Here is a 15892-nt window from a genome sequence, read left to right on the forward strand (position 1 = left end):
TTTTAAATTAAAAAAAATGAACCAGATTTACTCTAAACCCAGGTATTTGTTTCTTTTGTTAGGTTTCTTGGTCTGTTCCGCTGGAATGGCTCAATCTCCTTTTCCAAAAAACAAAACATCTAATGCGCAGACGGCTGTACAATCGCCAGCGGCTAATCAGAAAAAAGAGCAGCTTTCTCAAAAAAAGAACGATCAGAATGCTAATCAGGATGATGATTCTAACATTCTTTCACCTCAAAAAAGTGTCAATGGAACAGCACTTTCGCAGCAAGAAAGTGATGATGTAAATAAGAGATTAAAAGCTAGTCAGAAACTTTTTGACAAAAGTCAAAGTGCTTCAACGGCAAAAAATGTTCAAAGTGCAGACAGCACAAAAGTGAGATCTTTTGCAAAGTCGTCTAATCTGACAATTCGCAATGTATTTGAAGTTAAAAGAGCAGATTTTGAACTTTCGAGTGCAGATAAGATGCAACTGAGATCGGTTTCAGATAAACACGGCAGAAGTCTCGCTACTTATCAGCAAATGCATAATGCTGTTCCTGTTGAGGGAGCGATTTATAAAGTGAGAGATAACAAGAGCAAAATTGAAGCTTTTGGGCATATCAGTAAAAAATTGCCTGCAAACAGTAATTATAAAGTAAACGCGTCGGCAGCTTTACAAAATGCATTAAATACAGTAAATGCTAAAGAATATGTTTGGCAAAGCAAAAAATTATTGGCTTTAGTCCATAAAAAAATCAGTACAAAACCTCAAGGAGAATTGGTTTATGTGGGACCTAATTTTTCTTCTGAATTAACAGAATATCATTTGGCATGGAAATACGATATTTTCGCTACAAATCCGCAGTCAAGTCAGACGATTTATGTTGATGCTAATACAGGAAAAGTCATTTTAAAAATTGATTTAAGTAGAGATCTTCATTCTTCTTCTTCGCCTATTATTGATGGCAGAAGTACAATTGGTAAAGGAAAAGCAAGATTTTCTGGCGATGTTACTTTTGGTACAACTCAATATGCAGATGGTTATAGATTAGAAACTTTGGAAGGAAAATACAAAGTGCCCATTTATACTTTGAATATGAATCATGCAGAACATGCATCTGATGAAGTGCTTACAGAATATATCGATGAAGATAATAACTGGAATGATTTATACAACAAAGATCATGATGAAGTGGCAATCGATATTCATTGGGGATTGCAAAAGACTTTAAACTATTACGAAGAAAAATTTAGCCGAAATAGTGTTGATGACAAAGGAATGACCATTTTTGGTCTTGCTCACTTAGGAACCAATGTAGAAAATGCCTCTTGGACAGGAGGATGGGCGCAATTTGGAGATGGTAAAAACCAGCCTTTTGTAAGTTTGGCCATTACTGGACATGAATTAACGCACGCAGTAACACAATTTTCTGCGGGATTAATTTACCAAGGAGAATCGGGTGCAATGAACGAATCTTTTAGTGATATTTTTGGTGTTTCTATTGAATTTTACGCTGGAAGAGATACTAAAAATGATATCTGGCTTTTGGGAGACGAATTGTATTCTCATGGAAGTTTAAGAAGTATGGCTAATCCAAAAGCCCAAGGTCAGCCTGATACCTATGGAGGTACAAATTGGGTAAATCCAGCCAACACATCGTATGATAATGGAGGTGTGCACATTAACAGCGGTATTACCAATTATTGGTTTTATCTTTTGGCAGAAGGTGGAGAAGGGGTTAATGATCTTAATAACAGTTATACGGTTAAACCGATTGGTTTAGCTAAAGCTGAAAAGATTGCCTACATAGCATTAACAGAATATTTATCGCCGTCTTCAAATTTTAGCGACATGCGTCAGGCAACTTTGATGGCAACAGAAGATTTGTATGGTTTAGGTTCTGAAGAGTTTAAACAAGTTACTAATGCTTGGTATGCCATTGGTGTAGGTACAGCTTATGCAGATCGACAAATAACTATTGTTTCGGTAGAAAATCCTTCAACTTCTTGCGGGCCATTAAAAGGTGACGAGCCTTTTTATATTACACTAAGAAATACAGGAACTTCTGTTATTAAAGCAGATGAAGTTTTAAATTTCAAATTAAGAGCCATGGCAAGTGCACTTGGCAGGCTTGTTACTTTTTATACCAATGATGGGAAAGTTCCTTTTACTAAAGATTTAGGAATTGGAGAAGAAACAACTATTGAAGTAAAAAGCACAATACCGTATCAAATAAATGCGACGACCTATGTAGAAGTAAAAGTAGATCTTAATCCGATTGTAGATTTTGGGGTTGAAGAAGGATATTCTTTTGTTACAGGTTTATATGTTGCCACTGCACAAAAAGATTTTGATATTAAAGCTACAGCTTTAGATCTTCCAATGTATACAGGAGATTTACTGACTACAAGTTATACTCCGTCTATTACGATTTTTAATTTAGGCTGTCAAGATATTCCAGCGGGAACTGTTTTAAAAATTGGATATGCCGATACCAAAGCAGGAAGCACAACAATTTGGAAAGATGTGACATTGCAGACTGCTTTTAAAGGAAATTCAGAAATGAAAATATCTTTTGATACTGCTGTCGATTTATCAGCGGCGGGATTACACACTTACGAAGCTTATGTAACCTATGATAAAGATCCAGTTACTACAAATAATAGTATCATAAATGCTGCTTACAGCAATGTTATAACACAATTTCCTTATAGTGAAGGATTCGAAAGAACGCCTGGAGGATGGAACACAAAAGCATTAAGCGGGAATCAGAAGTTTGTATTTCAAAATTATCCTGCATCTTTTAGAACTGTTAAATCACAATATATGTGGGGAATGGTAGACTTTAAAGGAAATGACAGAATGGGACTTAATTCTGATTTCGTTTTAGAATCTCCAATCTTCGATTTTACTAATGTAGTTTCTCCATATGTTGAATTCGATTTGTATTATTTACTGCATAGAACTTACGATGGTTTAATTGTTGAATATTCGGAAGATAAAGGTAAAAGCTGGAAAAAAATAAATACAGTAAATTATCCAGAAATAGAACATGGCAATGATTTATTTGATGGCGCTTGGTTTACAGGTGTAAATACCCAACTTAGAAAAGATCCGTATCAAATTCGTTTAAATGAATTAGCAGGAAAAAAAGTGGCTATTCGTTTCCATGTAAAATCGGATGACTATTATGACGGATTCTTAGGTGGATTTATAGATAACATTTTAGTGAGCGATGCGCCTTACGATTTAGAAGTTATATCGGCAAAATTAGACGCTGGTAAATGTGATATCAACAATAATAATGCGGCAGTAATTGCTAAAATAACAAACAATTTTGCGACTGCAAGTCAGGAAGTTATTATTACAACTAAAATTCTGGATGCAGCAAAAGTCGAAGTTTTTTCAAAATCAGAAAAAACAACTTTAAACTTCGCTAAGTTTAAAGACACGATAAACTATTCTGTTCCTAATATTAATCTAAAAAATATCGGAGAGCATACGATTTCGGTTTCTGTTTTTCCTGAAGACATGGCAAAAGACCTTAAGCAAGGAAACAATGCCGTAACATTAACGTACGATAATTGGAATAATGAAGACATGAAAGTTTCTGTACTGCCTTACAAAATGGATTTTGAAGACGATTCTAAATATAAAGGATGGAGAACTTCTGAAAATAAAGGTTCTGCAGGATGGCAACATGGAGTGCGAGCAGATTTAGGCTCTCCAGGATGGTTTCTTGAAGATCACACCAAGTTTATGGCAAGTAATGATGACAAATGCAATTGTGATGCTTCAAACGATATGTTGGTTTCACCAGTATTTGATTTAACCAACTACAAAGAAGCTCATCTAGCATTTGATGGTTTTGGAGATCCGCAACAATGGTCAGACGGTTTTGTAAAAGTAAGTACAGATGGTGGAACAACTTGGAAAGAGGTGTTTAAAATGCCTTATTATGGTGCTTGGTTTGGATATAACGTTGATTTAAGTGCTTATGCTGGAAATTCTTGTGTTATGGTTGCCTTTCAGCATAATGACAACGGCTTTTTTGGTAATGGTTTTGCAGTAGATAATATTGAAATTACATCAACTAAAAGTAATTTACAGCTATCGAATTTAGTTGTGGGTGAAACGGTTTATGAAGATGTGCCTTCGCATGAGTTTTATATTGATGCAAGAAATGTAGCTTATAAAACATTGGAGAAAGTAACTATCAAATATCAAATTCTTCAGAACGGAAACGCCATTGGCGAACCAGTTTCATTAGAAAGAACTAAAACGATACGACAAGGCGAAACTCTTGTCTATAAAATAGACGGTCTTCCTAAATTAGCAGCTGGAAATTACGAAATTAAAGTACAAGCAATTGCCGATGGAGAGGCAAATACAGATGTTAAAAGTCTTACTTCATCTTTTCAAATTGTTGAAAAAGCATTGGAACTAAACACAGAGGATTTCTCTAACCTGACGCAAGGTTCAATATTTGGATCAAAAGGGTTTATTTCTAATCAAAGTGATGAAAATTATCCTTGGAGAGCTCTTACAACTCCAGATAATACCTATTTGACGGTTCCACTAGAAAACCGAACAGGAGACGCTAACGGAAAATTATTATACAGTCAGTTAGAGGGACCTTATTATTATGCTGAATTAATCTCTCCACTTTATAAACTATCTGCAAGTGCTACAGCTTTAGAGTTTTATTACGCTATGCAAAGTAATGTCAATGATGCTTTAATTGTAGATATTAAGCCAGTTGGCGGAGAATGGACTGAAGCTTGGAGAGCAACAAATCAGGGAACCTATGTAGATACCGAATGGCAAAAAGGAGTCTTAAATATTACGAAATACGCTGGAAAATCAGTATTGTTCCGTTTTAGACATGCAAAATCAGATGGATATTCTTATATGGTTTTAGATGATCTTAAAGTGATTAGCGAGGCTTTTTTAGATGTTTCTGTTCAAATTTTGTCTCCAAAAGATATTTGTGGCAATAGCGAAGTAAAAGTTAGACTGACAAACGAAGGACAAGTTGCTATTAAAGAAAATTCTATCCAGTTAGATTTGGAGTATAGTAATACATCAGAAAAAATCTCAGAAGCCGTTGCATCGGGAATTCCGGTTGGCGAAAGTATTGATTATACTTTTATTAAACAGCCTAAATTAGATGATTCTGGAGATTCTCATGTATTTGCCATAAATGCAAAAATGGAAAACGATGCTATCGAACAAAACAATAGTATCAAGAATTATGTATACCAAGGTGTACCGTCAGATTTTAAAATGTTTGACGCTTCAGTTATCCATGCTTATGCAGGCAAAAGTGTATTTCTGGATGCAGAGAGAAACTTTTCTGCTAAAGAGTTAGATGCGACTTCATACAAATGGAGTTCAGGTGAAACTACCAATTCTATAAATGTTGATAAAGCAGGAGATTATACCGTAACAGCAACATTAGAAAACGGATGTAGCCTTACTGAAAAAGTAACTGTGGTATTTGATACTTTCAAATCTGAGCTTCCAAGCGGAGATGTTTGTGGTCCTGAAGTAGTTTTAAATCCAGGAAATTATGCTGCTTACGAATGGTTTGACGGTTCTACAGATCCAACTTTCACTACAACAGAAAGCGGAGATTACTATGTAACAGTTTACAACGAACACGGATTAGGAAAAATTTTCACTACAACGATTAATGTTCTTGAAAACACAGTTCCAGAGATCCAGGCATTAGAAGGAAATAAAATTACAGCTTCTAGTGATGCTGCAGGTTATCAGTGGTATTTAAACGGAAGACCTTTGCCAAATGCAACCGAAAAGACAGTTGCTACAATTTGGGAAGGAAGTTATAGCCTTCAAGTAACCAATGCACACGGCTGTACAAATATGTCTGCTCCAATTGATTCTAAAGGGTTGCTTATCGGAAAATTGACAAATTCATTCCGAGTTTTCCCAAATCCAGCTGCAGATAATGTAAACATTTTCTTGGCTGAAAAAGCAGAAGGCGAAGCTGAAATGAAAATTTACTCTATGGAAGGCAATGCCGTTTGGAGTAAAACCTATTCTGCTGTTCCATCAAGTGTAAATGTAAGTCAGCTTGCAACTGGAGTTTATATTTTAGACTGTACAGTTCAAGGTAAAAAGTACACCGCTAAGATCATTAAAAAGTAACAAAAATACAGATAGAAATGGCAGTTCTCGTGTAGAACTGCCCTTCCTAAAAACAAACAAAAACGATGAAAAAATCAAAGCTAATAATCTGTGCACTAATGATGTGTGCAGGTGTAATGGCCCAAACCGAAAAGGTGAAACTGGGAGTAAAAGCGGGTTTGAATATTTCGAGCCTAACATTTGATGATAACGAATTGAACTCCTCTGATAAAACAGGATTTACAGCCGGTTTGATGGCTGAAATTTCGTTGGCAAAAAACTTTTCGGTACAGCCGGAGTTATTATACAGTCAGCAGGGAATGAAATTGTCTTATTCAGATCCAGAAGTTCAAAACTCACATTACAAAAGCACCATTGCCATAAATTATTTAAACATTCCAGTAATGCTGAAATATTATGTTGTTAAAGGATTGAGTTTACAGGCTGGGCCTCAAGTAGGAATACTTTTAAAAGCAAACAATAAATATCAAGATAACTTTTTAGGTTATGATAACCATGAAGAAATGAATTTAAAAGAGTATTCAAATGGAGTAGATGCTTCTGTAAATTTCGGATTGGGTTATCAGTTTAAAGAGAAATTTTATGCAGATGCAAGATATAATGTTTCTTATACTGATGTCTTTAAAGATGTAGCCGCAAACACGAATTATAGTATTAATAGTGATATGAAGAACCGAATTTTTCAAATAACAGTAGGTTATTTTTTTAAGTAGAGTTAGTAACATTCTTCTTCATATCTTTTTTAAACCACTCTTTTTTAGGAGTGGTTTTTTTGTTTTTTTCGAAAAATCAAATTCTAGCTTGCAGACACCATAGCTGAGTTATATCTTTGCGGCTGATTTTGGTCTATTTTTTCAATTCAGAAGAAATAGTTAAAAGGGAATCAGGTGTAAATCCTGAACAGACCCGCTACTGTAAGTTCTATTTAAGTCTTTAAACATTACTAATGCCATTGTTCGTTGTTTCGGATGAGAAGGCCGTTTAAAGATGGAATAAGTCAGGAGACCTGCCACGATCACATAGTTTAAAACTTTCGTGGTATGAAGTTGATGACAAGATAATGACCTGCTATTTAGGATAGTTGGTCTATTTCTATGTTTTTATAATTGTTGCATCACGTAAAGTTTATTTAATAAAATCGTGATGTATAAATTGACTAAAACTTTATTTTCTGTTTTTTTAGCACTTGTTCCTTTTTTGCTTCATTCACAAGCAGTGACTGATAGTTCACGGGTTTTAAAAGAAGTTGTTTTAAAAGGAAAACCCTATCAGGAAGTGATTCCCGTACAAAGTCTTTCGGGCGTTCTACTCGAGAATTTGGCGACTCACAATGTCGCAGATGCGCTTCGTTATTTTGCCGGAACTCAAATTAAAGATTATGGTGGAGTGGGCGGCCTTAAAACGGTTGATGTTCGTAATATGGGAACACATCATGTTGGTGTTTTCTACGACGGAATTCAGCTTGGAAATGCGCAAAACGGCGTAACCGATCTTGGGAAATATTCGCTTGACGACATGGAATCTTTGACTATGTACAACGGTCAGAAAAGTGAAATTTTTCAATCGGCTAAAGATTTCGCTTCTGCTTCTGCGATTTATTTGCGAACCAAACGGCCTGCTTTTTCAGGCAATAAGAAAACAAATCTTCTGGTTCGTTACAAAACAATGTCCATCAATTATCACGATCCTTCTTTTAGATGGGAGCAAAAGCTGAGCGATAAAGTAAGCATGAGCGTAAGCTCAGAATACATCAAATCAAACGGACAGTATAAATTTAGATACAAAAGAAAAAATCAAGACGGAAGCATTGCCTACGATACCACAGCAACGCGATGGAATAGCGATATTGAAGCATTTCGATTGGAATCGGGCTTGTTCGGAAAAATAAATAAAGGAACTTGGGATGCCAAAGTGTATTACTACGATTCTGAAAGAGGCGCTCCAGGTGCCATTGTAGAAAATAAGTTTCGAGATGGTTTCCGTCAATTTGACAAGAATTTTTTCGGACAGTCTTCTTTAACAAAAGACGTTTCAGAGAAATATAAATTTCAGCTAAAAGGAAAATTTGCTTACGATTACACCCATTATATTGCACGAGATACAACCAATGTTTTAGGAGAAACCGTAACAGAAGGCGTGCAATCTGATGATAGTTATTATCAGCAGGAAGCCTATTTTTCTGCAGTCAATATGTACAGCATTTTACCCACTTGGGATGTTTCGCTCTCAACCGATTTTCAATACAATAAACTAAATGCAACTAGAAGAGGCATTCAGACACAGTTTTCTTTTCCGCAGCGTTATACTGCACTTGTTTCTCTGGCAAGTTCCTATCGATATGAAGGTTTTAAAGTTTTAGGAAATGTACTCGCAACTCGCGTTATCGAAGAAGTAAAGTACAATGCCAAAGCACCCAATAAAACTGAATTTACTCCCGCTATATTTTTGGGTTATACCCCGTTTAAGAAATACGATTTCAATTTAAGGGCATTTGCTAAACGAATTTTCAGAATGCCAACTTTCAACGATTTGTATTATACCATGATAGGTTCGAGCACTTTGAGGCCAGAATACATGAATCAATACGATGTTGGTTTTACGTATAATTTCCCCGTAAGGGAAAGCTTTTTTGATAAATTTTCTTTTCAGGCAGATGCTTATTACACTAATACAAAAGATAAAATTATTGCCGCCCCGACAGGAAATTTGTTTCGCTGGATGATGACCAATATAGGGCAAGTAAAAGGAAAAGGAATCGAAACGGTTTTGAATATGGCAACGCATTTTAATAAGCTAAAACTAGATGCCAATTTAACCTATACGTATTCTCAAAGTCAAGATTTTACAAAGTTTGTCGGTTTAGAAATGTCTTCTTATGGAGATCAGATTCCCTACACGCCTTGGCACAGCGGATCTGGAATTTTGAATGCGGGTTATGAATCTTGGAATTTCAATTACAGCTTTATTTATGTCGGAAAACGCTACAACGGAAATGTCAATAATATTAAAGTAAATGAAGTTCAGCCTTGGTATACGCACGATTTGGCGGTTCAAAAATCTTTCACATTCAAAGATTACAAACTGAATGGAACGGTTGAAGTCAACAACGCTTTCAATCAGCAATATGAAGTGATTTACAATTATCCGATGCCGGGAAGAACATTCAAATTTATAATCAGTTTTGAGTTATGAAAAAGAGCATTTTAAAAATAGTATTCAGTTTAAGTATTGCCATTTTTTTAGTTTCCTGCAGAGAAGATGAAACGATATTTCTTTCTTCGGATGTGAGTGTTGCAGCGCCAAGAAGCGATGGAAAGATTGAGGGTTTTTATCTTCTAAACGAAGGCAATATGGGAATGAACCGTGCGAGTTTGGATGTTTTCAATTACAGAACAGGAAATTACACCACAGATGTGTATTCAGAACGAAATCCGAGTGTGGTAAAAGAATTGGGAGATGTTGGAAACGATATCAAAATCTACGGAAATAAGGTTTATGCGGTCATTAATTGTTCTAACAAAGTAGAAGTTTTAGAAAAATGGACAGCAAAACGCATCAAGAAAATAGACATTCCAAATTGCCGTTATGTGGCTTTTTATAAAGACAAAGCGTATGTGAGTTCTTATTCTGGGCCTGTTGCAATAAATCCGAATGCTGAAATTGGTTTTGTTGCCGAAATTGATACGACTTCATTAGAAATAAAAAGAAAAGTAACGGTTGGTTACCAGCCCGAACAAATGGTCGTTCATAACGGAAAATTATATGTTGCGAATTCAGGCGGTTACAGAGTTCCAAATTATGACAGAACAGTTTCTGTAATTGATCTGGAAACGTTTACAGAGATTAAAAAAATCGATGTTGGAATAAATTTATACAGCATGCAGATTGACAGCCGAGGCGATATTTATGTGAGTTCACGAGGCGATTATTACAACACGCCATCTAATCTTTTTGTAATTGATACGCAGACAGATGAAAAGAAAATGCAACTCGATATTCCGGTTTCGGGAACTTGTCTCGTTAACGATTTATTGTATTACTATAGTGTTTCTTGGAGCTATCTAACGGGAACCAATAAAGTGAGTTACGGAATTTTGGACACCAAAACTAAAAAAGTAATTACAGACCAAATTATCACAGACGGAACCGACAAACAAATCATGATTCCGTATGGACTTCAAGTCAATCCAGAAACCAAAGAAATCTACATTACCGACGCTCAAAACTACGTAGTAACAGGTTATATCTACTGTTTTACGCCCGACGGAAAATTAAAATGGAAAACAACCGCTGGAAATATTCCCGCTCATATTGCTTTTATAACTAAAAATTAAAAAATGTCGAACAAAAACCTTTTCAAAATCGCTTTGTTTTCAATTCTCTTTTTGGGATTTGCTGCCTGCGATAAAGACAACGAAGAAGATTTGCTTCCTGCAGAAGTGCTGAAAGAATCGTATACAATTGACCGTTTTAAAGTGCTGAATATTGCGACAGCTCTTCCGAATACGGCAAAACTGACTTGGAGTATCAAGGATTCTATTGTTTCAGAAAATGCTGATTTAGATTTTATTAGTCCTTTTCAAAAAAATTATCCGCTGACTTTAAAAGTAGAAATTAATGGAGAATCAAAAGTCTACACTTCTTCAATTAATGTGATAAAAGAAACGGGAACTTACAGTAAATATATTTCCAATGTACTTGATTTTCGTCCAGCAGTTGGGCAATTTACTAATGAAATTCCGCAATATGTAGCAGGAAATACGGAGGCCAACATCATTACAGCTGCGAAAAAAGCAATCGTGGGTTCAAATACGTCTATGATTTCCCTTGGTGGTTTTGGCGGTTATATAGTTTTTGGTTTCGATCATACGATTCCGAATATGGGAGGTCGCGATTTTAAGATTTTAGGAAATGCTTTTTGGGGAAATGAAGCCAACGAAGCGCGCGCAGGATCGTGTGAACCCGGAATTATTATGGTGGCTTACGACAAGAATAAAAACGGAAAACCCGATGAAGACGAATGGTACGAAATTGCTGGAAGCGAATATTTTAAGAGCACTACAGTAAAAAACTACGAGATCACTTATTTTAAACCAGATGCAAATAAGGAACCTTTGACAGGAAATGAATTTTGGCAATTTGATACAGAATATATTAAATGGCAGGATAATGCTGGGCAATCAGGTTATAAAGTGCAAAATGTATTTCATAATCAAAACTATTATCCGCTTTGGATTGCCGACGCTTCTTATACTTTGAAAGGAACCAAAGTAGCAGATAATTTCTACGATCAAAGTGGAGAAGGCTCGTATTGGGTAGGCAAATCGTTTGAATTTGGCTATGCGGATAATGCGCCAAATAATGATGAAGCTTCCAATATAGACATCTCTTGGGCAGTAGATAAAAACGGAAAATACGTCAAACTTCCAGGAATTGATTTCGTAAAAGTTTACACCGCAATTAATCAGGAAGCAGGCTGGCTTGGAGAAGTTTCTACAGAAGTTTCTGGGGCTTACGACTTACATCTTAACTAATTTTTAAACACATAGAAACATAGTCCTGTAGCTGCGGGATTAGAAACTAAAAAGGCGTTTCACTTTGTTTAAAAACACATAGCTATGTGTTAGAAACTAGTTTCTTTTTCTATTCTTTTCGATGAAATAAAATCTATGTCTCTATGTGTTAAAAAAAACTATCAATACAACATTTAAAAATCAATAAATTATGAGGAAAAATTACTTTATAGTCATCCTGTTATTTTTTGCATTTCTAACCAATGCACAGGTAACAGTGCAAGGCGTTTCTAGAAATGATATTAAAACAAAAACAGTAACGCAAAAACAAGTAAAGGCAAAAAGTGCCAATGCAACTACTTTTGCAGATATTCAGTTTTGGGTTGGAAGTGGATCTAATCAGGCCGCATTTGTGGTGCAATGGAATGACGGTAAAACTGCTGACGCTTTGGTTTGGGGTTTTAAATGGAATGGAACTGTAACAGGAGAAGATATGGTTAAAGCCATTGCAAAGGCCGATCCGCGTTTCTTTGCCTTACTCAGACAAGGAACTCAGTATGGATCTGCAATTGGCGGGTTAGGTTTCGATTTGAATGGAACAGGTACAAACGGACTTTATAAAGATGGAGATAAAAAATATCCATATTATCCTTTTGATGGTCTTATTAATACTAGCGAATACGATTTTGATTCTTATACAGGCATCGATCCAAATGATCACTGGCAGTCAGGATGGATGGTAGGATATTGGTCTTATTGGGTTAAAGATCCAACAGATGCCGATTATAATTATTCTGGTGTTGGAGCTTCTACTCGTGAACTCCAAAATGGTTCTTGGGATGTCTGGAATTTTAAACCCAATATGGAAACGTTTGATATTGCTGCAACTTTTACTCCAGTTGCTCCTTATTCTAAAACAATAGATTTTACTAAAGGCTATTTCATGGTAAACGAAGAATGGTTTGGCCACACTAATGGATCTGTAAATTTTGTCAGCAATGATGGAAAAATTAATTATAGAGTTTATAGTGATGTAAATGAAAATAAAGCTTTTGGCGCAACTACACAGTACGGAACGATTTACGGAGATAAGTTTTATTTTGTTTCTAAACAGGCGGCAGATGGAGGAGATACACAATATACGCCAGGTGGAAGATTGGTTGTTGCCGATGCTTTAACCATGAAAAAAATTGCAGGATTTGATAACATTGGAGGAGGAGATGGTCGTTCTTTTATTGGTGTTGATGAAAAAACAGGATATATAGGTGCTTCAAACGGAGTTTTTCTTTTTGATATTGCCAATATGAAAGTGGGAAGCTTGATTGCAGGAACAGATGGCGGAAGTCAGTACTTGGGGCAAATCGGGAATATGATTCGTACTTCGCAATATGTTTTTGCTGTTAAGCAGAGTGCAGGAATTTTGGTGATTGATCCTAAAACCAATACGGTAGTAAAAAACATTTCTGGAGCTTTCCATTCGGTTACGCAGGCTAAAGATGGAAGTGTTTGGGGAATTCAAAACAAGAAAATAATTAATATTGATCCCTTAACTTTTGCAACTATCGAATATGCCATGCCAACCACTCAATATTTAGGTTCTTGGGGAGCATGGAATGCAGGAAGTTTTACTTACAGTAATAAACAGAATGCTTTGTATTGGATGAATTCTATCAACTCCTTTAATTCTGGTGTACAAATTATAAAATTTGATGTGGCAACCAAAACATTCAATGAAAGTTTTGCAACACTTCCAGGACAAACCGGAACTTATAAGCAAATTCCTTACGGAGCAGCATTAAGAATTGATCCTGTTTCAGATCAGATTATTGTAAACACAACCGAAAGCGGATTTGGAGCGCATTATCAAAAAAACTGGGTTCATACTTATGATACTACAGGGCAATTGATTGATACTAAAACTTTAAACGATTATTATTGGTTTCCTGCTATGACGGTATTTCCTGATAATGCAGCGCCAGTTGTCAATGCAATTTTACCTTCACAAGTTTCAGTGTTAAGTCCAACAATTATTGATTTGAAAGCGGTAGTTTCAGATGAAGACAATATTTCGGCGGCGATTGTAAAAACGATAAAATCAAATAGTGATGAAAATATTGTTTTAGCAGAAATTAACACTAACGAAGAATTGGTTTTAACTCCAAAGAATCCAGGAACAGCAACAGTTGTAGTTAGTTTTAATTCTAACGGAAAAGTGGTCGAAAAATCGATTTCAGTTAATACATCGACTTTAGGAAGAGATGAATTCACAAAAGTGCACTTGTCTATTTATCCAAATCCAGTTTCAGATTATCTGAATATCAGTAGTGAAGAGGAAGTTATTGATGTTGTAATTTATGATGTTAATGGAAGAACCCTTAATACTAGAATTAACAACAATCAAATTGATGTAAGTAATTTTGTCAAAGGTTTTTACATTATCAATATTGCAACAGACAAAGCAAAGTATACACAAAAATTTATTAAAAAATAAAATTTAGAATTGTAATAATTTGAGGCTGTCACTTTGGTGACAGCCTTTTTTGAAATCGCTCCGTAGGAGCAATATATTTATAGCAAATAGAATAACCAAAGAAAACGCTCCGTAGGAGAGAAATATTGGTAGACGACATATTGGTACACGTTTTTTTCAATAAAAAGATCATTATATTTACGATACAAAATTTGCGAATATTATGAAAGCATTGGTAATTGGAGCTACAGGCGCGACGGGAAAAGAATTGGTTAATCTTCTTTTAGAAAGTAATGATTATTCAGAAGTCTCCATTTTTGTGCGACGTTCAACAGGAAAATCGCATTCAAAATTAACAGAACACGTTGTTGATTTTTCAGATGTAAATTCGTTTCGGGAATTAATTACGGGCGATGTTCTCTTTTCTTGCATCGGAACAACTTTAAAAGATGCGGGCTCAAAAGAGAAACAATGGAAAATTGACTATGATATTCCGGCTGAATTTGTTTCTGCCGCAAAACAAAACAATGTAAATTCGTTGGTTTTGGTTTCTTCTTACGGAGCTTCGGCAAAAAGCAATGTATATTATTCGATGATGAAAGGAAAACTAGAAGATTATCTACAGGAGCTTCATTTTCCTCAATATATCATTTTCAGACCAGGACCTTTAATTCGAGAAAATACAGATCGTTTAGGTGAAAAGATTTCGGTAAAAGTCATTAAATTCTTCAACGCCATCGGACTTTTTAAAAACCTAAAACCAATCACAACCGCATTTTTAGCTCAAAAATTAGTAAAAGCTCCAAAAGAATTTTCTACAGGAAAATTTACTTTGGAGCTTGGTAATATTTTGAAAATTTAAATTTTATTCCTTTCGATTAATATATTATTGATCTCATCTTTTTTATGTGAATAATATTTTTTTTGTGGATGAAAAGACACCTCTTTCAAAGTTGAACACTCTAGCAATGGTGATAAATCTCCACTTTCACAATTCCAAAAATTAATATTTTCTAACGCATCCATGTTTTGAACAAAATCCAAAGAATCTAAATCAGAGATTAATATTTTTTTTATACTTTGATTATTATTCAAGAAGGAATAATCAATTAATTTCTTACTTCCTTCAATGTCTAATCTTTCTAATTTTTTTAATTGCGCTAGACTATTGGCATTATATAGATTAGAATTTCTCATTAGCCAAATCCATTTTAAATTCGCTAATTCTTCAATGCCATCAAGTGAAATTAAATTTTTAGAGTTGTCTAATCTTAAAAAAGTTAATTCTTTTAATTTAGATAACTCACAACAATTTTCTTTAGAATATCTTGAAAAATAAAGCTCTTTTAAATTTATTAGAGAGCTTAAGTTTTGATAGCTTTCATTATTAAGATATAATTTTTCTAATTGAGTTAATTCTTTAAAATCAATATTTATTGGTAATGCGATTGTAAAATCTGTTAGTTCTTGCAGAGAATAAATGGCTTCAATATTCTTAACGCTTTGAAGTTTAAAAGAATCATCAATTATTAGTTTTTTTATAATTTTTTTATCTTTTAAAGGCAATAGGTCTAAATGGCATTTAAAATCACAATCATCTGCAAAAGCTTTAATACGAATTGAATCAAAAGATTTTTTCTGCGCTTTTAATATTCCTTCTTCCAAAAATCTTGGATCTATTTCGTACATATTTATACTGCTATTATAAGTATGTTTTTTCATAGCTCTCCTTGTTAAATAAATGTTTTTTCTTAC

At 34.8% G+C, this 15892-nt stretch carries 8 protein-coding genes and 1 riboswitch; of the genes, 7 read left to right on the top strand and 1 reads right to left on the bottom strand.

The genetic code is table 11. From position 1 onward, the window contains the following. The first annotated feature begins 16 nt into the window (after positions 1-16). The 7 genes from NCC77_RS12350 (at position 17) to NCC77_RS12380 (ending at position 14999) form a co-directional block, all read left to right on the top strand. Positions 17-6154 (top strand): M4 family metallopeptidase, encoded by a 6138-nt coding sequence (locus tag NCC77_RS12350; protein WP_250835834.1) that lies wholly within the window; start codon positions 17-19, stop codon positions 6152-6154. Between the two features lie 65 nt (positions 6155-6219). Continuing rightward, positions 6220-6867 (top strand): porin family protein, encoded by a 648-nt coding sequence (locus NCC77_RS12355; protein WP_250835835.1) that lies wholly within the window; start codon positions 6220-6222, stop codon positions 6865-6867. Between the two features lie 112 nt (positions 6868-6979). Next, a riboswitch (cobalamin riboswitch) is annotated at positions 6980-7182 on the top strand. Between the two features lie 115 nt (positions 7183-7297). Further along, complete coding sequence (locus NCC77_RS12360) at positions 7298-9346, top strand: TonB-dependent receptor (protein WP_250835836.1); 2049 nt, start codon at positions 7298-7300, stop codon at positions 9344-9346. Beyond that, the gene (locus NCC77_RS12365; protein ID WP_250835837.1) at positions 9343-10488 is read left to right on the top strand and encodes a beta-propeller fold lactonase family protein; all 1146 of its coding nucleotides are present in this window, start codon (positions 9343-9345) and stop codon (positions 10486-10488) included. The genes NCC77_RS12360 and NCC77_RS12365 overlap by 4 nt, the downstream gene beginning before the upstream one ends. A gap of 3 nt (positions 10489-10491) precedes the next feature. Next, on the top strand, positions 10492-11688 hold the full coding sequence (locus tag NCC77_RS12370) for a cell surface protein (RefSeq protein WP_250835838.1): 1197 nt from the start codon (positions 10492-10494) through the stop codon (positions 11686-11688). 190 nt (positions 11689-11878) lie between these two features. After that, positions 11879-14158, top strand: a complete 2280-nt coding sequence (locus NCC77_RS12375; RefSeq protein WP_250835839.1) for a DUF5074 domain-containing protein — start codon at positions 11879-11881, stop codon at positions 14156-14158. 202 nt (positions 14159-14360) lie between these two features. After that, positions 14361-14999 (top strand): NAD(P)H-binding protein, encoded by a 639-nt coding sequence (locus NCC77_RS12380; RefSeq protein WP_250835840.1) that lies wholly within the window; start codon positions 14361-14363, stop codon positions 14997-14999. Here the strand turns inward: NCC77_RS12380 and NCC77_RS12385 are convergent. Continuing rightward, positions 14996-15859: a leucine-rich repeat domain-containing protein gene (locus NCC77_RS12385; protein WP_250835841.1), complete on the bottom strand. Its 864-nt coding sequence runs from the start codon at positions 15857-15859 to the stop codon at positions 14996-14998. The two genes, NCC77_RS12380 and NCC77_RS12385, sit on opposite strands and share 4 nt — an antisense overlap. Positions 15860-15892: the final 33 nt, after the last annotated feature.

This window comes from Flavobacterium tyrosinilyticum (assembly GCF_023656565.1).
GTDB classification, from domain to species: domain Bacteria; phylum Bacteroidota; class Bacteroidia; order Flavobacteriales; family Flavobacteriaceae; genus Flavobacterium; species Flavobacterium tyrosinilyticum.

Bases quoted from the DNA above. Each gene is read 5' to 3' on its own strand.
- NCC77_RS12350 (WP_250835834.1), top strand. From the start codon at position 17: ATGAACCAGATTTACTCTAAACCCAGGTATTTGTTTCTTTTGTTAGGT.
- NCC77_RS12355 (WP_250835835.1), top strand. From the start codon at position 6,220: ATGAAAAAATCAAAGCTAATAATCTGTGCACTAATGATGTGTGCAGGT.
- NCC77_RS12360 (WP_250835836.1), top strand. From the start codon at position 7,298: ATGTATAAATTGACTAAAACTTTATTTTCTGTTTTTTTAGCACTTGTT.
- NCC77_RS12365 (WP_250835837.1), top strand. From the start codon at position 9,343: ATGAAAAAGAGCATTTTAAAAATAGTATTCAGTTTAAGTATTGCCATT.
- NCC77_RS12370 (WP_250835838.1), top strand. From the start codon at position 10,492: ATGTCGAACAAAAACCTTTTCAAAATCGCTTTGTTTTCAATTCTCTTT.
- NCC77_RS12375 (WP_250835839.1), top strand. From the start codon at position 11,879: ATGAGGAAAAATTACTTTATAGTCATCCTGTTATTTTTTGCATTTCTA.
- NCC77_RS12380 (WP_250835840.1), top strand. From the start codon at position 14,361: ATGAAAGCATTGGTAATTGGAGCTACAGGCGCGACGGGAAAAGAATTG.
- NCC77_RS12385 (WP_250835841.1), bottom strand. From the start codon at position 15,859: ATGAAAAAACATACTTATAATAGCAGTATAAATATGTACGAAATAGAT.